Annotated in this window: 25 protein-coding genes; 8 read left to right on the plus strand and 17 right to left on the minus strand. The window is 62.3% G+C overall.

The genetic code is table 11. The annotated features are described in order from the left end of the window. Window positions 1-7 precede the first annotated feature (7 nt). Window positions 8-922, minus strand: coding sequence for an SDR family oxidoreductase (locus FHT69_RS17895; protein WP_063476663.1), 915 nt, complete (start codon window positions 920-922; stop codon window positions 8-10). A 121-nt stretch (window positions 923-1,043) separates the two neighbouring features. Here FHT69_RS17895 and FHT69_RS17900 point away from each other — a divergent pair, with 121 nt between their 5' ends. Beyond that, the gene (locus FHT69_RS17900; protein WP_063476662.1) at window positions 1,044-1,613 is read left to right on the plus strand and encodes a TetR family transcriptional regulator; all 570 of its coding nucleotides are present in this window, start codon (window positions 1,044-1,046) and stop codon (window positions 1,611-1,613) included. Here the strand turns inward: FHT69_RS17900 and FHT69_RS17905 are convergent. From FHT69_RS17905 to FHT69_RS17920, 4 genes are all read right to left on the minus strand, one after another. Continuing rightward, entirely contained in the window at window positions 1,610-2,233 is a 624-nt protein-coding gene (locus FHT69_RS17905) for an exopolysaccharide biosynthesis protein (RefSeq protein WP_063476710.1), read from the minus strand. The two genes, FHT69_RS17900 and FHT69_RS17905, sit on opposite strands and share 4 nt — an antisense overlap. A 25-nt stretch (window positions 2,234-2,258) precedes the next feature. Next, the gene (locus FHT69_RS17910) at window positions 2,259-2,561 is read right to left on the minus strand and encodes a hypothetical protein (RefSeq protein ID WP_127430384.1); all 303 of its coding nucleotides are present in this window, start codon (window positions 2,559-2,561) and stop codon (window positions 2,259-2,261) included. A 44-nt stretch (window positions 2,562-2,605) separates the two neighbouring features. Next, window positions 2,606-3,589, minus strand: coding sequence for a TerC family protein (locus FHT69_RS17915; RefSeq protein WP_127430385.1), 984 nt, complete (start codon window positions 3,587-3,589; stop codon window positions 2,606-2,608). 222 nt (window positions 3,590-3,811) lie between these two features. Further along, the gene (locus FHT69_RS17920) at window positions 3,812-4,288 is read right to left on the minus strand and encodes a YcgN family cysteine cluster protein (RefSeq protein ID WP_048338360.1); all 477 of its coding nucleotides are present in this window, start codon (window positions 4,286-4,288) and stop codon (window positions 3,812-3,814) included. 204 nt (window positions 4,289-4,492) lie between these two features. Here FHT69_RS17920 and FHT69_RS17925 point away from each other — a divergent pair, with 204 nt between their 5' ends. From FHT69_RS17925 to FHT69_RS17935, 3 genes are all read left to right on the plus strand, one after another. Next, window positions 4,493-6,679 (plus strand): transglycosylase domain-containing protein, encoded by a 2,187-nt coding sequence (locus FHT69_RS17925; RefSeq protein ID WP_063476661.1) that lies wholly within the window; start codon window positions 4,493-4,495, stop codon window positions 6,677-6,679. A gap of 178 nt (window positions 6,680-6,857) precedes the next feature. After that, window positions 6,858-7,445 carry a DUF1214 domain-containing protein gene (locus FHT69_RS17930; RefSeq protein ID WP_048338358.1) on the plus strand — a complete coding sequence of 196 codons (588 nt, stop codon included), beginning with the start codon at window positions 6,858-6,860 and terminating at the stop codon, window positions 7,443-7,445. Beyond that, window positions 7,438-7,986 (plus strand): membrane protein, encoded by a 549-nt coding sequence (locus FHT69_RS17935; RefSeq protein WP_047614314.1) that lies wholly within the window; start codon window positions 7,438-7,440, stop codon window positions 7,984-7,986. The genes FHT69_RS17930 and FHT69_RS17935 overlap by 8 nt, the downstream gene beginning before the upstream one ends. 14 nt (window positions 7,987-8,000) lie before the next feature. Here FHT69_RS17935 and FHT69_RS17940 read toward each other — a convergent pair whose 3' ends face one another. Further along, on the minus strand, window positions 8,001-8,168 hold the full coding sequence (locus FHT69_RS17940) for a hypothetical protein (RefSeq protein WP_003546657.1): 168 nt from the start codon (window positions 8,166-8,168) through the stop codon (window positions 8,001-8,003). A gap of 542 nt (window positions 8,169-8,710) precedes the next feature. Here FHT69_RS17940 and FHT69_RS17945 point away from each other — a divergent pair. Continuing rightward, window positions 8,711-8,917, plus strand: coding sequence for a hypothetical protein (locus FHT69_RS17945; protein ID WP_063476709.1), 207 nt, complete (start codon window positions 8,711-8,713; stop codon window positions 8,915-8,917). Between the two features lie 248 nt (window positions 8,918-9,165). Further along, window positions 9,166-10,215, plus strand: coding sequence for a DUF2336 domain-containing protein (locus FHT69_RS17950; protein ID WP_063476708.1), 1,050 nt, complete (start codon window positions 9,166-9,168; stop codon window positions 10,213-10,215). A 19-nt stretch (window positions 10,216-10,234) separates the two neighbouring features. Here the strand turns inward: FHT69_RS17950 and FHT69_RS17955 are convergent, their stop codons facing one another. The 4 genes from FHT69_RS17955 to FHT69_RS17970 form a co-directional block, all read right to left on the minus strand. After that, window positions 10,235-10,579, minus strand: coding sequence for a DUF1491 family protein (locus FHT69_RS17955; RefSeq protein WP_183905748.1), 345 nt, complete (start codon window positions 10,577-10,579; stop codon window positions 10,235-10,237). 79 nt (window positions 10,580-10,658) lie between these two features. Beyond that, window positions 10,659-12,107, minus strand: coding sequence for a methyl-accepting chemotaxis protein (locus FHT69_RS17960; RefSeq protein ID WP_183905749.1), 1,449 nt, complete (start codon window positions 12,105-12,107; stop codon window positions 10,659-10,661). 121 nt (window positions 12,108-12,228) lie between these two features. Next, window positions 12,229-13,149, minus strand: a complete 921-nt coding sequence (locus tag FHT69_RS17965) for a peptidoglycan-binding protein (protein ID WP_097630692.1) — start codon at window positions 13,147-13,149, stop codon at window positions 12,229-12,231. Continuing rightward, window positions 13,121-14,662 (minus strand): sensor histidine kinase, encoded by a 1,542-nt coding sequence (locus FHT69_RS17970; protein WP_048338354.1) that lies wholly within the window; start codon window positions 14,660-14,662, stop codon window positions 13,121-13,123. The genes FHT69_RS17965 and FHT69_RS17970 overlap by 29 nt, the downstream gene beginning before the upstream one ends. Window positions 14,663-15,112: 450 nt before the next feature. Between FHT69_RS17970 and FHT69_RS17975 the strand changes: the two genes are divergently transcribed. Both FHT69_RS17975 and FHT69_RS17980 read left to right on the plus strand, forming a co-directional pair. Next, complete coding sequence (locus FHT69_RS17975) at window positions 15,113-15,607, plus strand: DUF5330 domain-containing protein (protein ID WP_183905750.1); 495 nt, start codon at window positions 15,113-15,115, stop codon at window positions 15,605-15,607. A 359-nt stretch (window positions 15,608-15,966) separates the two neighbouring features. Beyond that, window positions 15,967-16,389, plus strand: a complete 423-nt coding sequence (locus FHT69_RS17980; RefSeq protein ID WP_028757571.1) for a SufE family protein — start codon at window positions 15,967-15,969, stop codon at window positions 16,387-16,389. A gap of 437 nt (window positions 16,390-16,826) precedes the next feature. Here FHT69_RS17980 and FHT69_RS17985 read toward each other — a convergent pair whose 3' ends face one another. From FHT69_RS17985 to FHT69_RS18015, 7 genes are all read right to left on the minus strand, one after another. Further along, complete coding sequence (locus FHT69_RS17985; RefSeq protein WP_003557810.1) at window positions 16,827-17,258, minus strand: MucR family transcriptional regulator; 432 nt, start codon at window positions 17,256-17,258, stop codon at window positions 16,827-16,829. Between the two features lie 440 nt (window positions 17,259-17,698). Continuing rightward, on the minus strand, window positions 17,699-18,031 hold the full coding sequence (gene mnhG, locus FHT69_RS17990; RefSeq protein ID WP_097630690.1) for a monovalent cation/H(+) antiporter subunit G: 333 nt from the start codon (window positions 18,029-18,031) through the stop codon (window positions 17,699-17,701). Beyond that, on the minus strand, window positions 18,028-18,381 hold the full coding sequence (locus tag FHT69_RS17995; protein WP_183844658.1) for a cation:proton antiporter: 354 nt from the start codon (window positions 18,379-18,381) through the stop codon (window positions 18,028-18,030). Before FHT69_RS17995 ends, mnhG begins: the two co-directional genes overlap by 4 nt. Continuing rightward, on the minus strand, window positions 18,378-18,854 hold the full coding sequence (locus FHT69_RS18000; RefSeq protein WP_048338353.1) for a Na+/H+ antiporter subunit E: 477 nt from the start codon (window positions 18,852-18,854) through the stop codon (window positions 18,378-18,380). The genes FHT69_RS17995 and FHT69_RS18000 overlap by 4 nt, the downstream gene beginning before the upstream one ends. After that, on the minus strand, window positions 18,851-20,407 hold the full coding sequence (locus FHT69_RS18005; RefSeq protein ID WP_183844659.1) for a Na+/H+ antiporter subunit D: 1,557 nt from the start codon (window positions 20,405-20,407) through the stop codon (window positions 18,851-18,853). Before FHT69_RS18005 ends, FHT69_RS18000 begins: the two co-directional genes overlap by 4 nt. A 67-nt stretch (window positions 20,408-20,474) precedes the next feature. After that, on the minus strand, window positions 20,475-20,855 hold the full coding sequence (locus tag FHT69_RS18010) for a Na+/H+ antiporter subunit C (RefSeq protein WP_373289070.1): 381 nt from the start codon (window positions 20,853-20,855) through the stop codon (window positions 20,475-20,477). Next, complete coding sequence (locus tag FHT69_RS18015; protein WP_028757652.1) at window positions 20,852-21,271, minus strand: Na(+)/H(+) antiporter subunit B; 420 nt, start codon at window positions 21,269-21,271, stop codon at window positions 20,852-20,854. The genes FHT69_RS18010 and FHT69_RS18015 overlap by 4 nt, the downstream gene beginning before the upstream one ends. Window positions 21,272-21,273 lie beyond the last annotated feature (2 nt).

The raw sequence follows: 21,273 nt of genomic DNA on the forward strand, positions 1-21,273 counted from the left end.
TTTCGCTTTAGCGATAACCCGTCACATCCGCCGGCCTGCCCGGCTCCTGCACTTCCACCAGGTAGCGCCAGCAATCCGGCCGCGAACCGTCGATGTCGTCGAAGCCGTAGGTCTTCGCCACGCCGCCACTCGATAGCGACTGGCCGTTCCAGCGGCCGCGGTCGGGATCGGCGGCAATCGCCGCAACGGCGCGGCCGAGGAAACGCGGGGTTTCGGAAATGGCGAAATGCGGCTGTATCTTCGTCGCATCGCGCCAGTTCTCCTCGCGCACACCGTAGGCATCCAGCATCATTTCGGAGCGCAGCCAGCCGGGTGTGATCGACACGGCGGTGGCGCCGTGTTTCGCCAGATCCTGCGCATGCGCCCAGGCCATGCGGGTGACGCCTGTCTTGACGAGATCGTAGAAGGGCGAAAGCCGGTAATGCGTGTCATTGTATTCGGCCGTTCCGTCGGTTACTTCCACCAGCAGTCCACCCGGCCGCTCGATCATCAGCGGCAGCGCGTAGTGGGCGGTAATCAGATGTGTTTCGATGCCGAGCCGCAGCATGTGCAGGCCCTTGTCCAGCGAATGCTCCCAGACTGATTTGTCCCATTCGAACAGCTTCTCGCAGCCCCAGATGTCGTTGACGAGAATATCGAGCCGGCCGGCTTCCTCGCGAATGCGGGCGACCAGCGCCTCGACCTGTTGATTGACGAGGTGGTCCACCTGCACGGCAATGCCCTTGCCGCCGGCAGCGGTCACCAGCTCGGCCGTCTCCTCGATCGTCTCCGGTCTCATATATTCGGATTGCTGCGCGCGTGTCGTACGCCCGGTGACATAGACGGTGGCGCCGGCGGCGCCGAGCTCCATCGCAATGCCCCGGCCGGCGCCGCGCGTAGCTCCCGCCACCAACGCCACTTTCTCCCGCAAGTTCGCTGTCACTTCTCCATCCTCCACGCTAAAACGGCTCTCACGCCGAAATGGAAAGCGCCCCGGGTTTCCGGGGTTGGTTGTATATAAACGAATGATCGTTTACATTCAACATGAATGCGAGAGGAATTTCATGCCGCGCCGCCGCACAGTTTCCGATGAACAGCTTCTCGCCATGGTGCTTGCGCTGATCCAGGCACAGGGGCCGGATGCGGCGACCTTTGCGGCGGTGGCGAAAGCAAGCGGCCTTTCCGGCTCGACGCTGGTGCAGCGTTTCGCAACGAAGGCGGCGATGCTGCGCGCAGCATTGCTTTATGCCTGGGACAGGCTTGACGCGGAAACGGCGCGACTTGCCGGGACCGTGCCGAAAACCCCGGACGGCGCCGTCGCGTTGCTCGTCGGCCTGTCGCAGGACTACGGGGACGATGCCGCCGCCTATGGCGAAGGACTGCTGGTGCTTCGCGAGGATTTCCGCGATCCGGTGCTGCGCGCCCGGGGTGCTGCCTGGGGAACAGCGCTGATGGCTGATATCGCGCAATGTTTCGGATCGGCGAAGGCGCCGGAGACGATCGCCCGGCTGATGCTGTCGCAATGGCAGGGTTCGCTGCTCTGGTGGGGTTTTGGCGCCGAAGGGCCGGTGGCTGCCTATGTCGAGACCGAGTTGCGGCGTTTCCTCGGCGCGGTACCTGTCCATTCAGCCTAGGAGGCCGTGAAGATCATCGCCTTGATAAAATAAAGCAAGGCGGCGGTCGCGACGATCGTCGCCGATGTGAGCAGCAGTCCGATCAGGGTGACGAGACCATCCCGCTCCATCAGGGCAACGGCGAGCACCACCAGCGACAACACCGGCAGAATATTGCCGAAGGGGATCGGCAGCGCGATCACGACGGCGAGCAGAAAGACAGGAATGCCGAGAAGCGCCTGTACCGTTCGGCCGGTGAGGGCCTGCAGCCGGCCGGCGCGCACGAGCTTTTCCACCCGGGCGATCACCGGGACCGCGTGACCCACGATAAGATCAAGCGCCACGGACGAAACCCGGCGATCCCTGATGATAGCGGGCAACCAGACCTTCCGGCCACCCGCGACGATCTGGAGGGAGACCAGCGCAAGCGCGGTGCCGAAAACCATTCCGAACGGCCCGGGGATCGGGGTTAGAGCCGGGATTGCCAGGAACAGGATGGTGAAGGCGATGCTGGTCGGGCCCATCGCCTCCAGAGCCTCGCCGATGGAGAGTCCGCCTTTCGCCCGGGCGAGTTCCAGCATCTCCCGAAGCCGCGCGGTGGCCACACCGCGCGGTCGTCTATTTCCGTCGTGATCAATCACACGGTCCATTTTCAGCTGGTCGCGGTCACGCACCCTCGCCGGCTCCCTTCAGGGCGCTGGCAAGGGCTGCGCATTGTGGGTCGCTGCCGTCGAGAAGTTCTGCCGGCGCAGTATAGCCGATCGCTATGCTGACGACTGTGGCCGCCGCCCAGCCGTAGTCGCCGGCGGCGCGCTCGATGAGCTGCGGCCCCTGGGATGCCAGGCAGGCCTGGGACTGGCGGACGATCTCCACGGGAAGCCGGGCGCGCTCAGCCTGCTCCTGTATCTCAGCCTGCAGCGGACCGACGACGAGGAGGGCAAAAATCCAGCCGATGAAATTCGAAATCATATCCGGTTCCTTCCTTTGTTAGCGTTTGCGTGTGCAGAGCCCGCTCAGGCGGGCTGCTGCGGATCCCGCGTCTTCAGAAGGCTCCAGACCACGCCGGCGGCGATGATCGTGAAAGTGATGCTGAGCGAGAGCGCGGCCGGGAATTTTTCCAGGCCCAGCAGATCGGCGAGGAAGATCTTCGAGCCGATGAAGATCAGCACGATGGCAAGCGCGGGCTTCAGATAGCGGAAGCGATGAATCATCGCCGCCAGCGCGAAATAGAGGGCGCGAAGGCCGAGAATCGCGAAGATGTTCGAGGTGTAGACGATGAACGGATCGGTGGTGATCGCGAAGATCGCAGGCACCGAATCCACGGCGAAGATGACGTCTGCCACTTCGACCATCACGAGCGCCATGAAGAGCGGAGTGATGAACCAGGTCATCCCTCCCGTTTTGGGGTTTGCCTTTCTGACGAAGAACCGCTCGCCGTGATGTTCGTCGGTGACGTTAAAGCGGCTGCGCATGAAGCGGACGAGGACGTTCTTCGAGACATCAGGCTCGGCCTCCTTGACGAACAGCATCTTGATGCCGGTGACGATCAGGAACGCGGCAAAGATATAGAGAAGCCAGGCGAATTCGGCGACCAGCGTGGCGCCGACGCCGATCATGATGGCGCGCAACAGGATGACGCCCAGAATGCCCCAGAAGAGCACCCGGTGCTGGTAGATGCGCGGCACGGCAAAGAAGGAGAAGATCAGGGCAATGACGAAGACATTGTCGAGGGCCAACGTCTTTTCGACGACGAAGCCGGTCAGATAGGCAAGGCCCGCCTCGGATCCGAGATACCACCATACCCAACCACCGAAGGCGAGGCCGAGCGCGATATAGAGGGCGGAAAGCCTGACGCTTTCGCCGACGCCGATTTCCTTGTTCTGCTTATGAAGAATACCGAGATCGAACGACAGAATGGCGATGACGAGGGCGAAAAAGCTCGACCACATCCAGAGCGGCGTTCCCAGCCACTCGACGAACAAAAAAGAGAGATTCAAGGATAGTCCCCTGTCGGCACTGGTTGTCGGAGAAGAGGTCCGACATCGCAAGAGTGCCGAAGCTCTCGCCAGAGGGGCCCGGACCAGCGGGTCGCACCGCAAGTGGGGTCTCACTTTTCAATAATCAAGCAGCGGCCGGCGCCAATTTTATATCTCGCACGGGAGGCGGCAGTGCGAATGCGTCACTCGCCCCGCAACAGAAAGCCGGGAGCGCCGGCCGCCTCAGGCTTCCTCATCGTCCTTTACCTCACCCACGGTCAGCGGCCAGTCGACGACGTAGTCCTCGAGATCGTCGATATCGATCTCGTTTTCGCTGATCGTGCGGCCTCGCGCGGAAATGCCGGCGGCATGAACGGTTTCCGGGTCACCGGAGACGAGCGGGTGCCACCAGTAGAGGTCATGGCCTTCATTGACCAGCCGGTAGCCGCAGGTGGGCGGCAGCCAGGCGATATCGGGCACGTTCTCCTTGGTCAGCTGCACACAATCCGGCACGAAGTCCCAGCGGTTCTCATAGCTGGAGCAGCGACAGCTTTCGCCGTCGAGCAGCTTGCAGCTCACCGAGGTGAAATAGATATCGCCGCTGTCCCATTCCTCGATCTTGTTGAGACAACAGAGGCCGCAGCCATCGCAGAGGCTTTCCCACTCGGCGACGGTCATTTCGGCCAGCGTCTTGCTCTTCCAGAAGGGCAGATCGTTCATCGTTCGTTTCTTGCAACAGCGGCCCGCAAATTCGCGTGACCCTCATGCATCTCTCTTGTTATCAGCCGCAAAATCAATCAATTCTTCAATATACTCCTGGTACTCGGAGAATTCTCTCCTGGTATCGGAGAGCTTTGCGGCCATATGCGGGCCTTGCGCTTTCGTCGGAGATGACCGAAGCACGATCAGGCGGGAATACAGGACGTGCAGGATCCGGACAACCCAGAAAACGGGCCAGACAACGAGCCCGGAAAAGTGGCGAACGGGGCGGCGGACAAGCGGCCTAGGAAGAGCCGTCACATTCTGTTGCGCATCGATTCCTGGATCGATTCGACCGTCTGGAACGCCGGCTTCCGCGCCGCCGAGATCTGGGAAGACATCACCATCTTCTTCCGCCGCTTCCGCGTGCGCGGCTGGAAGCGCATGGTCTTCGAACTTGCCGGCGAAGGGCTGACGCTCGGGGCGGCCGGCTCGGTGCTGATGCTGCTGCTCGCCCAGCCCGCCTTCGAGGCGACCAAGGAGGACTGGCGCAATCGCGGCGATTTCGCTGTCACCTTCACCGACCGCTACGGCAACGTCATCGGCCACCGCGGCGTCATCCACCAGAATTCCGTGCCGATCGACGAGCTGCCGGATTCGCTGATCAAATCGGTGATCGCCACCGAGGACCGGCGCTTCTTCGACCATTTCGGCATCGATTTCATCGGCCTCTTCCGGGCCATGAGCGAGAATGCGCGCGCCGGCGAGGTCGTCCAGGGCGGCTCGACGCTGACCCAGCAGCTCGCCAAGAACCTGTTCCTGTCCAACGAACGCTCGATCGACCGCAAGGTCACCGAGGCCTTCCTGGCGCTGTGGCTCGAGGCGAACCTTTCCAAGAAGGAAATCCTCTCCACCTATCTCGACCGGGCCTATATGGGCGGCGGTACGTTTGGCGCCGCGGCGGCGGCACAGTTCTATTTCGGCAAAAACATCACCGATGTGAACCTTGCCGAATCCGCCATGCTTGCCGGCCTGTTCAAGGCGCCGGCGAAATATGCGCCGCATGTCAACCTGCCGGCAGCGCGTGCTCGCGCCAACGAAGTGCTGACCAATCTGGTGCAGAGCGGACTGATGACCGAAGGCCAGGTGATCGCCGCCCGGCGCAATCCGGCGACCGTCGTCGACCGCAACGAAGTGGAATCGCCTGACTTCTTCCTCGACTGGGCTTTCGACGAGGTGCAGCGGCTTTCACCGCGTTTCCACCAGCATTCGCTGATCGTGCGCACGACGATCGACATGGGCATCCAGCAGGCGGCCGAGGATTCGGTCGAAACGTCGCTGCGCGAATATGGCGAGGCCTATCACGCCAAGCAGGGTGCCATGGTGATGATCGAAAACGGCGGCGCCGTGCGCGCCATGGTCGGCGGCCGGGATTATGGCGAGAGCCAGTTCAACCGCGCCACCAGGGCACTGCGCCAGCCGGGCTCCTCCTTCAAGGTCTACACCTATTCGGTGGCGATGGAGAGCGGGATGACGCCGCAGACGACGATCGTCGACGCGCCGATCTCCTGGGGCAATTGGAGCCCGCATAATTATGCCAACCGCTATGCCGGCCGCATCACGCTCGAGACCGCGATCGCCCAGTCGATCAACACCGTGCCGGTGCGGCTCGCCAAGGAAAAACTCGGCATTCAGCCGATCCGGGCGATGGCGAAGAACCTCGGCGTCGAAACGCCGATCCGCGACGACGTCACCATCCCGATCGGCACCTCCGAGGTGACGGTGCTCGACCAGGCGACGGCCTATGCCACCTTCCCGGCCGGCGGCTACCAGTCGCGCCGCCACGGCATCACCCAGATCCTCGATTACGACGGCGACGTGCTCTATGATTTCGACCGCGACGAGCCGGCGCCGAAACGTGTGCTCTCGGAACAGGCCGACGCCTATATGAACCAGATGCTGTCGCGCGTTCCCTATGTCGGCACGGCGCGCAAGGCAGCCCTCGACAACGGCATTGTGACCGCCGGCAAGACCGGTACGACGCAGGCCTATCGCGACGCCTGGTTCGTCGGCTACACCGGCAACTACACCTGCGCCGTCTGGTTCGGCAATGACGACTATACATCGACCAACGAGATGACCGGTGGCTCGCTGCCGGCGATGACCTTCAAGCGCGCTATGGACTATGCCCATCAGGGTGTGACGCTGCGCGCCATTCCCGGCATCGAAAACCCCCTGCCCTCGGAAAAGGACCTCGCCAAAACCGCCGCCGCCAAGCCGCAGGACGGTTTGCCGCAGCTCATCCGGCCGCGCATGCTCTCGGTTCAATCGACCGACATCCTCAAGAAGCTCGGCGAGAAGCTGAAGAATGCCGCTCCGCTCGCGCCTGCGAAGGTGGCGAGCGCGGAGTAGTTGGCGGCATCACGCGCAGATTCAGAAATCCTCGACCCGGCAGATCTTCGGTGCCTGCCCCTCATCCGGCTGCCACCACCAACCGGGGATCAATCGGCGCCTATGTCGCGGCGCGCCATTCCACCCCGCCAGAATCAGTGGTAACCCTTTCATCCGATATGGTTTCCAAGGTCTTGACGTGTTTCGATTCCCCCTCTTTATCGCGATCACGCTGATCGTCGCCTTCGGCGGCGGGATCATGATTTCGCTTTATGCGCTGGATGCGACGCAGGGTTTCGGGGCGATCAAGCTCGGCGCCTGGGAGGCGTTTCCGGCGCTGCAGACGGTCGAAGCCGACCCTTACGCCAAGTCGCACCGGGCGCGCGCCGGCAAGCTGCTCTATGGCAGCGCCGAGGGCCTGACCTTTACGGCGAGCGTCGACGACGAGGGCGGCCGGCTGAATGCCAACTGCCGCTACCGCATCAGCGGGCAGACGCCGCCTGCCCGGCTCTGGACCCTCTTTACCGCCGACAATGGCGGCAATCCGGCGGCGGTGAAGACCGGACATCCCTCGGCGCTGAATTCCTGGACGGTGCTTCGCCAGCCGGACAGCAGCTTCTCGATCGAGATCGCAGCCGTCGCGCAGCCGGGCAACTGGCTAGCCTTGCCGGAAGCCGGCACCTTCCGGCTGGTGCTGACGCTGTTCGACACCCCGACCGCCGGCAGCTCCGGCGTGATCGACCTCGCCATGCCGAAGCTCACCAAGACCGGATGCGGCAATGCTTAGGATATTCTTCGCTATCCTCACCGGTCTTTTCGGCGCAGCGCTGCTGCATCTCGTCATCATCCTGTCACTGCCGCATTTCACCGGCAGGGATGCGGCGACCCGCGTGGAGGCGGAGGGCGATCTCAACAATTTCTATCTGCTCGCCGACCGGTATGACGAGGCCGGCCTTGCCAATGGCGACCCCTTCGTGCGCACCGCTGTCTGCTCCTTCGACATCGAAGATGGGCCGGTGCATTTCACCGCCAAGGGCAATGTGCCCTTCTGGTCGATCGCGATCTATGACAGCGCCTCCAATGAGGTCTTCAGCATGAACGACAGGACGTCGGTCGGCGGGGCGCTCGATGTGCTGGCCGGCGGTCCGATCCAGTTGACGGACCTGCGCAAGAACCTGCCGCAGGAATTGCAGCAGGCGATCCTGGTGGAAATGGCACGGCCGGACGGCTATGCCGTGCTGCGGACGCTGGCGCCGCAGGCGAGCTTTAATGAGGCCGCGCGCAACTTTCTCACGGAAGCCGGCTGCGAGCAATTCACCGCTCGCTGAGGTTGAACAAGCGGTTACTTCTTGTTGACGCGCGGCGCGGGCGCCGGACGATGTTTCGGGCTCTCGGCCAAGCGCTCGTAGCGAACGCCGGTGAACCAGAGGATCTTGGCTTCGCGGGGCTCTTTGTCCGGACGACGCGGCGCCCGCGGCCGCCGATCCGCCAATGCGACTACTATTGCCATTCTCGTCTCCATGCACTGCCCGAGACGGATGAACTTGCGATGGATTTCACCCTGCCCGCCAATGTGCGGGCCGGCGCGTCCTGCGGAACCGGGATGACCGGACCGAGGGCATTCGCGCCTTTCCCACGGCACCTGATTGAAATACCGTGATGCGGAGTTTCAACGATCCAAACACTCAAATCGCGTCGTTCCTATCCGAATTGAGACAGATGACAGTTAACAGTTTACTAATATTCGGCGGATGCCAAACACAGTTCACCTCACTTCCTCTGTAACGCGCGAAGAGTTGATTTGGTTTCACGCCGCCCACGGAAAGACCGGGTTGGAGATCGACGCGTAAAATTAGAAACAATTCATATAGTTGGCATTGAGGCGGCAAGCTTACACGCGCGGAAAAAGGCGGTGTTGCAAAAATGCTTCATGAAAATATTTAATTGCGAGCGACTGAGATGCGCGTATTGTTGCTCTCATCGATCATACGTTTCCGGGCCCCGATCGATCGCGGATCATCCACGCTCTTGCCGGAATGCGGAGTGCAAGCGGTGTCTTTGCTGGTGAATTCTTCTTTCTCGCCTGATGATCTCGACGTGCTGCGCAGTGCGCTCGACGACTGGTGCGCGGAACGGCGCATCGACATCAGAAGCGTCGAGGCGCAGTTTGCGGCATCCACCGCACTCGACCTCTATCAAGCCGGTTACGACAGCCGCGAAAAGCTGCTGCACGCGCTGCGCGATCACAGGATCGCCTGAACTTTTCCGCAATCACAGCGGCGATACGCAGGCGGCCCAACGCCCTTTCAAACCGCGCATTCTGATATTGCCGGCCAACCGTGCCGCGACACGCGTTGCGTGTATATTTCTGTTACATTTTAATAAAATCTTCAGCATGCATTAACCGTACCGGTGTAGGATTTATTCATAACCGTATGGCCCGACATGCGTTCCGCCAGCGCATATCGGCCTGTGGTCCCCTTATTCTGCGTTTTCGGGGTATTGTTGTGCGTGACCGGTTTCGAGACCTAGAAGGCCCCTTGGCCGTCAGGAAAAAGGACGTGGTATTGATGGCGACTGTCAGCAGTTTTGAGAACCTGTCGCATCCGACACGGTCCGAACTGCGCCAATTTGCCGAGCTTTTCATGCCGCTGTTCCAAGCCTCCTCCGACGAGGCCAAGCGCCAGGCGGTCGCAGCCCTGTCCCAATGCGAGAACATGCCGGCCGCCGTGGCGCTGTTCATCGGCAATCAGCCGATCGAGATCGCCGCCCCTTTTCTTGCCGCCTCAAAGGCAATTGCCGACGATACGCTGATCACCATCGCGCGCATGCAGGGTGCTGCGCATGTCAAGGCGATCGTCAGCCGCGATTCACTCTCGCCGAAGGTCATCGATGCGCTGGTGGCGCTGCGCCAGACCCAGCCGCGATCGGCCGCCGCCTCGGCGCCGATCACGGAATCGCCGGCAGTCCCGCTTTCGCCGACGCCCACCGAAACCAATGAGGCGGATGCGCTGGAGGAACAGCGGGTGGCCAACGAAGAGGCGTTGCGCGAGCGCCTTCTCGGGCTTGCCGGTCATCTCGGCCGTGCCGACGAGGACAGGCTCGGCCTGCGCACGCTCACCGACATTCAGGAGGCGTTGCTGGTGCGCTTCGCCCGCTCCCGCGAGGCGGCGCATTTCGCAACAGCCCTTGCCGATGCGCTGTCCGCCAGCCGCTGGCTTGCCGAGCGCATCATGCTTGATCTTTCCGGCCAACAGCTCGCCACGACGCTGACCAGCCTCGGCATGGGTTTTCTTGATGCCGTCTTCGTGCTCGAAAGGCTCTATCCGCATCTTGCCGAACAGCAGCACAACGTCACACGCGGCTGGATGGTGCTCGATGCACTTGATCCGGAAGAATGCCACGACCGTGTGGACGCCTGGCGGCGCGCCGATCGCTACACCTATAAGCCGGAGGCGCCGAATGTGACGCCCCCTCAGGAAACGCCGAACCACCGCTTCATCCGCCAGACGCCGCCGCAACGCGACATGCGCGTCATGGGACGGCGGTATCGCTGAGCCGACGAGGGGGCGGCTGTCAGCCGTCCTTGGCAAGCGGGATCACGTCTCCCAATTCCTCCGCCTCCAGCTCGACGATCCAGAGATCGGGATCGAACCTGCGTTCACGCTCCAGCATGGCGCGCACCGCTTCCGGCTCGGCTCGCAACAGGCGGATCTCGAACAGCCGGTCGCCGGCCTGGCCTTCGTCGAAGGCGGTCTGCGGCGCCGGCGTATAGAGCGTTTCCAGGCCGTCGCGAAAATGCTGGCGGATGAAGATCGCACCCGCCTCCTCCGCCCCCTTTTTCTCGACGGCGGCAAAATCGCCGCTAGCGAAGACGCGACGCAGGAGGGCGGAAACGAAGATGTCGGCGCGTAATCTCATCGGCGCGGTATAGACCGGCGCGCCGGCGGCGGCAATGCAGGGTCAGTGTTTGACCCATGGAGTCAGGGTTTGACGAGGGTCAGACTTTGACTGCGAGCCGCAATCCACCCCAATGCCGTCCGCGGACGGTGATCGGAGCGGAGATATCCTTCATCATCACGAAATTGCCGCCGCCCATGTCACGCCGATAGGTCTGGACGAGGAAGGGCGCGGTGCTGCGGCCGGCGGCAAGGCCGACGCGATCGGCAAAAATACGGCGATTGCGGCAATTGGCGGTGTTCCAGACGACGTCGCCGGGGCGCTGCGGCTGCGAGAATTTGCGGTTGTGGGTCGGCAGATAGCCGTTCTCGTCGATTGCCGCGCAGAAGGCGATACGCTCGTCCGAAGCTGCCGCGGGTTCCTGGATCGGTGGCAGCAGGCGATCGGTGAGTTCCGTGAAGGCGGCCATCACCTGGGCCGGATCCGAGCCCGGTATCGGCCGATAACGCCGGTCGAACAGAGCATCGAGCCCGATCTGTCCCTCGGCAACGGCGCGTTCGAAGGCGGCGGAAATCTGCCTCGCCACCGACTGCGCCTCCTCGATCCAACGGCTGTCGGCGGTCTTGACGCCGGCGCTCGCCGTCAGCTGGATCAGGGTTTCCGAGAGGCCGACGACGCTGTCGACGCGTTTTGCCGCCTGCTGCAACCTGACATTCGAACCGGCGACCTCGGCCGACATCTCGCCGAGTTTCCCGACGAAGCCGGCGCATTGCAGATCGACAGCCTCAGTGGTGTTGGCCATGACAGTCGAACTGTCGAGGATGCGGGTGATGACATGTTCCATGCTTTCGAAGGCCCCGCGCATCGCCTCCGACTTGTCGCGCACACCGGCCGCACTGTCGCGCGCATCGCTGCCGACGGCCGACAGCCGGTCGATCTTCACACGCAGTTCGTCGAGCGTCTGCTGGATGGAGCCGGTCGCCTTCGATGTCTGCAGCGACAGCGCCCGGACCTCGGCGGCAACGACCGCAAAACCCTTGCCGGCATCGCCGGCGCGCGCCGCCTCGATCGCGGCGTTCAGCGCCAGCAGGTTGGTCTGGCGGGCGATGGTACTGATCTCCTCGGCGATGTTGTCGACATCGGCAAGCGACTTGGAGAAGCCGGCGATCTCAGTGCCGATCTCGTTCGAGGACTGAACCATGTGGCCGATCTCGGCGACCGAGCCCGTCAGACGGTCGGCCGATTCCTTCAACATGTTACGAGCCTCTGCCGCCGTGCGGTCGGTTTCGCGCAACGATACGGCGACCGAGCGGTTGGTCTCGGCGATCGAAAGCGCGGTACGGGTGACATCATCGAAGGCGGAGGCATGCCGAGCCGACATTCCCGCCATATCCTGTATGGCGCCGGCGATATCGACGAGATCGATGCCAAGGGTGGAAGCCTCTTCGGCAAGGCGCAGCAGGATATGGCGCAACGCCTCGGGATCAGGGCCTTCCGCTTCGACCGCCGGTTCTCCGGCCAGATCGTCTATCGCCTTCAGCGCATGCATGCCGACGCTCCCCCGCCTCAATCAGAAAAGCTTCAGGCAACATGGTTAACAAGTTGCAAACAGCGGCCGCACCTTAGACTTAGGTTGTAGAGAGAAGGCCCGCTCGGTAACTGCGGAGCCGCTAGATCGCGCCAATTTCCTTGAGCTTCTTCAGCACCGCCTCGGTCGGCTCGCCGTTTTCGGGCAGGTTGTAGTGCTTCTGGAAATGCCGGATGGCTGCGCGGGTCTGCTCGCCGGCGACGCCGTCGACGCCGACATTGGCATAGGCCATGTTGGAAAGGCCCTTTTGGATCTTCAGCACCAGATCGACATTGGTGAGTCCGCCAGAGGGAACCTGCTTTGCGGCCGATGGAGACGTTTTGACCGTCTTTTCGGCGCTGCGGATCGCGGCTGCCACCGGGTCTTCCGCCGCCGCCTTCGAGCTCACATCCTCGGCCGGCTTTTCGGCGGGCACGGTCGAAGGGCCTGATGCATCGGTCTTCAGCGCCGCCAGCACCTCCGGCGTCGGATCGCCGGTCTGGGCCATGCCGACGGTCTCCTCGAAGAAGAGGATGGCCGCACTGGTGCGCGGACCGATGATGCCGTCGGGGGTGCCGTTATAGAGGCCGCGGCGCACCAGCTGCTGCTGGATCTCCATGACGAGCTGGCTCGGCTGCTGACCGGGTGCCGCCGGCGCTGGCGTCGCGTTGGTGGTGGCGGCATCCTCCGGCCGTTCGATCCGGAAGGTGGTGACGTCGCCCTGTTGATCCTCGGCCAGGCGGCGGGCGCCGAGCACGGCTGGAGATTGGGGATCGCGGGTGCGGAAGATCGGGTGCGGATGCAGACCCGGCTGATACCAGAGCGCATTGGCGGCGACGAAGGAGAAGATAACGACGAAGGTGATCGTGCCGCCGGCGACCGACGGATTGCGGCCGATCACGCCGCCGAGCGCGGATGCGCCCTGCAGGCTGAGCCCGCCGAGGGCGGCGGCGCCTGACATCAGTAGGCCCGGCTGCTGCCGTCCCCTTTTTCCCTTAGGCGATTTTCGCTTGCGCGCGGCCATCGAAGCGCCCCTCTTCCAGTTCTGCACCTGTATTGACCGCGCCCTTCAGCCGCGGCGGAAACTCGACAGTCGCACCATGGCCGGCGTCTTCGGCGTGTTTGGCGCCCGAGCCGTCCACCGCGATCTCGATGGTGATAATCGTGCCTTCGCCCGGCTGGCTGGCGATGGCGAAATGTCCGCCATGCAGCGCCACCAGTCCCTTGACCAGGGAAAGGCCGAGGCCGGAGCCTTCGAACCGGCGGGTATAGTCGTTCTGGATCTGGACGAAGGGCTGGCCGAGCGAGGCCAGCTTGTCGGCCGGGATGCCGATGCCGGTATCGCTGACCGTCAGCTTGAGGATGCCGTCGCGCGCCGCCGCATCGACCGAGACGACGCCGCCGGCCTCGGTGAACTTTATGGCATTGCCGACGAGATTGATGAGGATCTGCTGGATGGCGCGCTGATCGGCGACGATCTCGCCGAGGCCGCGCTGGATACGGCTGGTCAGCGTGAGGCCTTTGGTCTTGGCCTGCAATGCCAGCATCGATTCGCAAGATTTGACGGAGCTCGAAATATCGAAGGCTTCGAGGATCAGCTCATAGCGACCGGCTTCGATCTTGCTCATGTCGAGCATGGTGTTGACGACGGACAGCAGATGCGCGCCGGATTCGCGGACCAGACCGACATATTCGCGCTGGCGGTCGTTTTCGAACTTGCCGAAATATTCGCCGATCAGGATATCGGAAAAACCGAGAATGGCGTTCAGCGGCGTGCGCAGCTCATGGCTGACGGCGGCGAGGAAGCGCGATTTGGCGTCGTTTGCCGATTCGGCATCGGCCGCGCGGTTCTGGGCTTCGTCACGCAGCTGCTGCTCGACGGAGACATCGCGCAGCTGGGCAATGATGGCGGCAAGTTCGCCGTCGGCATCGCGCCGGGCCGTCATGTCCATTCTGAGATAAGCGAACTGGCGCTGATCGCGCGAGACCGAGGGCCGATCGAGGCGCAGATCGACGCTTGCCGCATCCTCGCCCCGGCGCATGTCATCGAGCGCCTGCAGGAAAAGAATGCGGTCGGAGACATGCACCTGCTCCAGAAAGCCCCTGCCCTTGGGATCGCGCATCCAGGCGAGGAAATCGCGCCGGTCGCGGCCGCCGACGGTCGCCACACTGCCGTGCGGGTCGAGGAAGAAGACGAGGCCGGGAGTGGCGGCAAGGAAGAAATCCTCGGCCGACTGCGTGGCGATACCGGCGGACGAACCCTGACGGGCGAGCGCGATGCTGCCGACGGCGGAAAAGAGAAAGGCGGCGCAGACCATGGCGACACCGGCCGGCAGCGCGACAGCCGGACTGGTGACCGCCGAAAGACCGATGGGCGCGGCGACAAGAGCGACCGACGAGAACAGCACGAGGCGGCGCAGGATCGCGAGCTCGCGTTGACGCACGGCTTCACCGCCCCCGGTCCGGGAGAGCCAGCTTGTCGCTGCCCGGTCTACGAGGGCCGTCACCCAGCCGCCAATGTTACTCAATACACGCACGCAATACCCGCCCAAAAGGCTGTCTATCGATCCGGACAATAGGCCTTGGCGACTTAAAGAAAGGATAAGGCAAAAGCGCAGTTCACAGCCTGAAACGACCGAATTTCCCGTTTTGAGGCATCTGGAAGCGTCTTTGCCTTTTGTGGTTAATAGCAGGTAAGCGACGGATTTTCCTCATATTTCAGCATTGCGTTAACTCCTGTGGCAAGGCGAGCCGGCAAAAGCCCTGCAATTGCAAGGAGGTCCTGCCCTGATGCTTAACGCCGATCGCTCGCATTCGACTAAAATGTCCCTCAAATGCCGTTCGCTAAAATTTGAACTAAATTTGCCGCAAATGCGCGTGAGTTTCGAAAAGCGGCATTCGCAACTTGGCGGTAGGGTGAAAACACACCGGACAACCGGCCTGATTCGGCGACAAGAACCGGACGGGAAACAGGATGGGCAACGACAATGTGGTTTCTGATCAAAGGATCCTTCTGGTTTGGCCTTGTGCTCGTGCTTCTCTCCGTCTTCAGCACGGAGAGTTCCGACAAGTTCGCCAGCGGCCCGCAATTGCAGCTTTCTGACGCCTTCACCGCGGCCAGCGGCGCCTATGACTATCTCACCGGCATGTGCTCGGAAAAACCCGAGGTCTGCGCCAAGGGCGGCGAAACCCTCACCGCACTCGGTTACCGGGCCCGCGAGGGCGCCCGCGTCGCCTATGAACTTCTCGACAGCCAGTTCAGGGACGAGGCGCCGGCGACCGCTAAGCTTGGCGAACCGCAGACGCCGGTCGCACTCAACATGCCTTCGCTGGCAGCACCCACCATCCAGGAAAAGGTGCGCGAGGCAAAGGCCGCGCTCAACCAGCCGATGCCTTACCGCCCGCCCGTCGAGGATGATGCCGCAGCCGAGACGGTGGTAACGGGCGCGATTCCGCTGCCGACGCCAAAGCCGGCGATCTGACGAAATTTCGCGGGCACCCGCCCGCAGTGCCTTTCGGTTTTACAGCTTGCATCGGTGGTCCGCATGACGCGGAGATGCCCCATGCCTGACGTGCCTGCCCTGTTTAATTCAGCATGTTGCTGCGTCGTGAGGATGCCCATCCCTCACGGCGTTTTTTCTATTGTTTGCGCAATTCCTGGCCAAACCGCTTCGCGCTTTGCCTGGGAAAACCGCTTCACACTTTTCCTGGAATTGCTTTAGTGGTTCAAAACTGCCGGTCTTTCACCTATATGCACATCTAGAGCATTTCCTCACGCATTCCGGACGCAAAACCGCTGCGCACTTTTGCTGGAACTGCTTTAACAGTGAAAGGCTTCTCCATGGCATCCCTCGACCAGATCATCGACGACTTCGCTTTCCTGGACGATTGGGAAGACCGCTACCGCTATGTCATCGAACTCGGCAAGGCGCTGCCCGACCTGGCCGAGGAGAAGCGCACCTCCGAGAACAAGGTGATGGGCTGCGCCAGCCAGGTCTGGCTGGTGACGCATACGACAGGCGATCCCGACAACCCGGTCATGAGTTTCGAGGGTGATTCCGACGCCCATATCGTGCGCGGTCTCGTCGCCATCGTGCTGGCCACCTATTCCGGCAAGCCGGCATCCGAAATTGCCGGGCTCGATGCCTTCGAGATTTTCTCGAAGATCGGGCTGGTGGAGAACCTATCATCGCAGCGCTCGAACGGACTGCGCTCGATGGTGAACCGGATCCGCGAAGAGGCGAAAGTCCGCGTCGCGGCTTGAACGCGATCATGGCCGATCGGCTTTGAAGCAAACAGGCGGTGGATTCGCAAGCGCCCGCTCTGGTGAATCCAGTATATTCACACTTTCTCATAGTATAGGAATACATTCTAAGTCCGCCGGCAAAGCATAAGACGGGATCGCGCACGCTCTCTGGACATCCGCACGAATCATTTGCGCAGGCTCGAAATACTGGAAAGATTATTTTCCTCGCCTTGAAACGGCACACAAAAACATGAGACCGGCCCCTCACTCTAACCTACCGGGTTCGAGCCACAGGGTCTCGACCCATCCTTCGGCCCCCGTAAACGGGGCGAAGGTGATGCCGCGCCTGCGCGAACCGGACAGCAATGGCATGACGCCGTGTCGAGAGCGAAGTTCCACAAATTGAAAAGCCGGGCACTAGGCCCGGCTCTTGTCGTCGACGCTTTCGAAAAAGCTCAGCCGCGGCCGCGCTTGCGGCGCTGACCCAGGCCCATTTCCTTTGCCAGGCGCGAACGCGCTTCGGCATAGGCGGGCGCTACCATCGGGTAATCGGTCGGCAGGTCCCACTTCTCGCGGTATTCTTCCGGCGAGAGGCTGTGATGCGTCATCAGGTGACGCTTGAGGGACTTGAAGTTGCCGCCGCATTCCAAACACGTGATCTGCTCGTCCTGTACGGACTTGCGGACAGAAACTGCAGGCTTCTGCTTTTCGACGATCGCCGCAGCAGGCTGCGGAACGGACGTGTTGCTCAGTGCCGAATGCACGTCGGAAATCAGATTGGCCAAGTCGCTGACCGGTACAACATGGTTGCTGACATAAGCCGCGACGATGTCGGCCGTCAGTTCCACAAGCAGCTCCGGCGCATTGCCGGTCGCTATATCCGTCATATTCTTTCTCCTGTTAGCATGCTCAAACGGTCTTTGACTGACACGTCAAAGACCCGCCTCGTAGAAGCGAACAGCAAAAGTACAGGAAGCGACCTTCTGTTTCGAAAAACGCGAAATCCACCCCTAGATTCCGAAGACCGATACCTATTCTTATACTGCCTGACTGGAAACCACTACGTCATGCTCCACGCGACGGCCTCAGTTTAGACATTAAAAATCAAAACTGAGGGACTTGGAAGCAGTACGATTGCAATTCACAATCAGAACTCTACTTGCATTTTCAAATACCATCGTTTGGCCAAAAGGCCAATTATTATTTGTCGTTTTTCTTGAGAAAAAATGACAGATGAAGAATTGAAGGGCTTTCCGGCAAGCTTTACTCACAGCTTCCTGTGCATAAGTTTTGCATAAATCTGGTAAAGTCGCCAAACAGCACAGGCTCAGCGATCCGGCATATCGTCACGAACCGAGAGTGCAGCCAGATCATATCCCGAATGATGGGCAGCTCTGGCAAGCAGATGGGCAGACACCGGCGCCGTCAGCAGGAAGAAGACGAAGCCGGCAATGGCGCGGGCGAGAATCGCCAGATCTTGCGAATAGAGGCCGGCGGCAAGCAGCAGCAGGCCTGAGCCGACCGTACCGGCCTTCGAGGCCGAGTGCATGCGCATGTAGAGATCGGGCAATCTGATCAGGCCGATCGCCGCCGCCAGCGCAAAGAACGCACCGGCAATCAGCAACGCAGCGGTGATCGCAGCCACGAGATAATCCATCATCGCGTCTTGCCCCCTGCCCGGCGCTTATTCCCGCCACCCTTTGCTGCAGCTGCGGAAGGCGGCGATTTGATGTTGCCGCGCGACAGCACGAATCGGGCGAAGGCGACCGTCGCCAGGAAGCCAACGAGACCGAGCGAGATGGCGATATCGATATAGAGCGAAAAGCCGGTTTTGACCGCGATGACGCTGATGAAACCGATGGCGATGCCGGTCAGCATGTCGAGCGCCAGGATACGATCCGGCAATGTCGGCCCGGCGACGACGCGCCAGACCGTCAGAATCAGCGCCAGGCCGAGGATGATGAGTGCGGCCGAGGATGCGACCGCGACGATGGCGGCAGGTGTGATCACCGGAAGGCCTCCATGATCTTGCGTTCAAAACCGTTGGCGATGTCACGCTTGCTCGCCTCCGCATCGGAACAATCGAGCGCGTGGACATAGAGCGTGCGGCGATCTGTGGAGACGTCGACCGAAAGCGTGCCGGGCGTCAGGGTGATGAGGTTTGCGAGCAAGGTGATCTCGAAATCGCTCGTCACCGTCAAAGGGAAGGCGAAGATGCCGGGCTTCAGCTTCATATCGGGCGAGAGCACGGTGACCGTGACCTTCCAGGCCGACAGCGACAATTCCTTCAGGAACAAAGCGGCGAGCGAGAGCAGCGGGCCGATGCGAGGGATATGCCCCCCCTTGCCGCCGAAAGAGTCGCGGATGACGACCAGCGCCAGGGCCCCAAGCAGGAAGCCGAAGACGAGATTGTGCAGCGAGGCGCTGCCGGTGACGGCGACCCAGGCAATGGCCAGCAGCAGGTTGAAGAGGAAGGCGATCACCGCGCGCCTCCCGGGAAGACCGAATGAAGATAGGCCCCTGGTTCGACAAGGCCGGCGGCCGCCGATTGCGACAGCGCCAGCAGCCGCTCCGGCAGGATGCCGAAGCCGATGACCAGCGCCGTCAGCGCGGCGAGCGGCAGGCCGGTGCGCCAGTTCGCTCTCGACGGAGCGAGCACCATCGCCGCCGGGCGCCAATAGACGAGCAGGAAGAGGCGGCCGAAGGCGATCGTCGTCAAAAAACCGCCGACGAGAATCGCCGCCGCCAGCCACCAGGCGCCGCTATCGAGCGAGGCCTTGACGAGCATGACTTTCGGCCAGAAGCCGGAAAAGGGCGGCAAGCCGCAGGCAGCCAGGAAGAGCACCAGGGAGAGCGCGGTGAAGCCGCCGCTTTGCCGGTAGAGCCCGCCGAGGGCTGACAGTGAAAAGCCGCCGCCGCGCCGGGCGATCTCGCCGGCGGCAAGATAAAGTGCGGTCATCAGCACCATGGAATGGAGCGCATAGAAGACCGCGCCGCTGATGCCGCCAAGGCCGCTGACGCCGCCGAGAGCGACGCCGGCGAGCATGTTGCCGATGCCCGATATGACGACATAGCCGAACAGCCTGCGGATATCGTTTTCGGCAAGAGCGCCGAGAGCGCCGACGACAATGGTAGCGGCAGCGGTGAGCGCGATCAGCGGACTCAGTTCCGCGCGTTCCACCGGCAGCAGCATGACGATCACCCGTATCAGCGCGTAGATGCCGACCTTGGTGAGCAGGCCGGCAAACAGCGCGGAGACCACGATGCGCGGCGTATGATAGGCGGCGGGCAGCCAGAAATTCACCGGGAAGGCGGCCGCCTTCATACCGAAGGCGAGCAGGAAGAGGCTCGCCAGCGTCATCAGCGGTGCGGTGCCGCGCAAATCCCTCGCTCTTGCGGCGATATCGGCCATGTTGAGCGTGCCGAAGGCAGCATAGAGAATGCCGACGCCGATCAGGAACAGCGTCGTGGCGATGAGATTGAGCACCGCATATTTCAGCGCGCCGTCGATCTGTTCACGTTCGGAGCCGAGGATGATCAGCCCGAAGGAAGAGATCAGCAGCACCTCGAACCAGACATAGAGATTGAAGATATCGCCTGTGAGAAAGGCGCCGGTGACGCCGCCCATCAGCAGCATGAGCAGCGGGAAGAACCCGTACCGCCGGCCGCTCTGACCGATATCGGCCAGCGCATAGATGCCGCCGGCGAGCGCCGCAAGAGCTGCTGTGAAGGTCATCAGCGCACCGAAGAGATCGACGGTGAAGGCGATGCCGAAGGGCGGCAGCCAGCGCCCCATGACCATGGTCAGCGGCCCTTCGGCTGCGACCTTGGCGAGCAGCGCCGCATCGATCAGCGCCAGGCCCGCAAGCCCTGATATGGCAAGCCAGGCCTGCACACGTGGATAGCCACGGAGCATCAGCAGAACCGCACCGAGCGTGATGCAATGGGCGACCGGCAGGATGGCGAGCCAATGGGCGAGCGGCACCGGGGCGGCGATCAGGGCATCGGAGAGATCGACGGTGGTTGGGGCGGCCATCAGGTGACGCCTCCACTACCGCGAGAAAGGGTTTGCCATGGGGCAAGCATCCGCACCAGCATCCGCCTCAATACCCCAATGGCGGCAGCGGCCGGTCGTCGGGCTCGGCGGCGCGCATGTCGTTGGTGTCGTCGGTGCCGAGGTCCTGATAGGCGCGATAGGTCAGCACCAGCAGGAAGGCGAGGAAGGAGAAGGAGATGACGATCGCCGTCAGGATGAGGGCCTGCGGCAGCGGGTTGGCCGCACCTACGGGCAAGGTTTCGAGACCCGCCGGAATGATCGGCGGCACCCCGCGCGTCAGCCGGCCACCGGTGAAGAGCAGCAGGTTGACGGCATTGCCGAGGATGGCGATGCCGAGCACGATGCGGATCGAGAATTTCGACAACAAGAGATAGATGGCGGCGGCGAAGAACAGGCCGACGAGGATCGAAAGAAGCGGCTCCATCATCCCACCTCCTTTTCTTCCAATGCCAGCGCGATCGAGGTGATGGCGCCGAGCACGACGAGATAGACGCCGACATCGAAGAGCATGACGCTCGACAGCGGCACTTCGAGACCGAAGAGGTTCGGATAGATCCAGAGGCCGGTCATGAAGGGAACGGCAAAGAGGATGGAGAGAAGGCCGGCAAGGGTCGACAGCAGCAGGCCGAAGCCGGCAATCGACAGCGGATGGAAGAACAGCGCCCGGCGAACGGCGGCAACGCCGCTGGCAATGCCGTAGATCGCCAGTCCCGAGGCGGCGATCAGCCCGCCGATGAAGCCGCCGCCCGGCTCGTTGTGGCCGCGCAGCAGCACGAAGACGGAAAACAGCAGCATCAGCGCGGTGAGGAACGGGGCGACGGTGCGGAAGATCAGGGTGTTCATCG

Source organism: Rhizobium sp. BK008 (assembly GCF_014197345.1).
Taxonomy (GTDB): Bacteria; Pseudomonadota; Alphaproteobacteria; order Rhizobiales; family Rhizobiaceae; genus Rhizobium; species Rhizobium anhuiense.

Coding starts and splice junctions, on each gene's coding strand:
- FHT69_RS17900 (WP_063476662.1), top strand. CDS start 1,044: ATGCCGCGCCGCCGCACAGTTTCCGATGAACAGCTTCTCGCCATGGTG.
- FHT69_RS17910 (WP_127430384.1), bottom strand. CDS start 2,561: ATGATTTCGAATTTCATCGGCTGGATTTTTGCCCTCCTCGTCGTCGGT.
- FHT69_RS17920 (WP_048338360.1), bottom strand. CDS start 4,288: ATGAACGATCTGCCCTTCTGGAAGAGCAAGACGCTGGCCGAAATGACC.
- FHT69_RS17935 (WP_047614314.1), top strand. CDS start 7,438: ATGCTTAGGATATTCTTCGCTATCCTCACCGGTCTTTTCGGCGCAGCG.
- FHT69_RS17940 (WP_003546657.1), bottom strand. CDS start 8,168: ATGGCAATAGTAGTCGCATTGGCGGATCGGCGGCCGCGGGCGCCGCGT.
- FHT69_RS17955 (WP_183905748.1), bottom strand. CDS start 10,579: ATGAGATTACGCGCCGACATCTTCGTTTCCGCCCTCCTGCGTCGCGTC.
- FHT69_RS17960 (WP_183905749.1), bottom strand. CDS start 12,107: ATGCATGCGCTGAAGGCGATAGACGATCTGGCCGGAGAACCGGCGGTC.
- FHT69_RS17965 (WP_097630692.1), bottom strand. CDS start 13,149: ATGGCCGCGCGCAAGCGAAAATCGCCTAAGGGAAAAAGGGGACGGCAG.
- FHT69_RS17975 (WP_183905750.1), top strand. CDS start 15,113: ATGTGGTTTCTGATCAAAGGATCCTTCTGGTTTGGCCTTGTGCTCGTG.
- FHT69_RS17980 (WP_028757571.1), top strand. CDS start 15,967: ATGGCATCCCTCGACCAGATCATCGACGACTTCGCTTTCCTGGACGAT.
- FHT69_RS17985 (WP_003557810.1), bottom strand. CDS start 17,258: ATGACGGATATAGCGACCGGCAATGCGCCGGAGCTGCTTGTGGAACTG.
- mnhG (WP_097630690.1), bottom strand. CDS start 18,031: ATGATGGATTATCTCGTGGCTGCGATCACCGCTGCGTTGCTGATTGCC.
- FHT69_RS18005 (WP_183844659.1), bottom strand. CDS start 20,407: ATGGCCGCCCCAACCACCGTCGATCTCTCCGATGCCCTGATCGCCGCC.
- FHT69_RS18010 (WP_373289070.1), bottom strand. CDS start 20,855: ATGATGGAGCCGCTTCTTTCGATCCTCGTCGGCCTGTTCTTCGCCGCC.
- FHT69_RS18015 (WP_028757652.1), bottom strand. CDS start 21,271: ATGAACACCCTGATCTTCCGCACCGTCGCCCCGTTCCTCACCGCGCTG.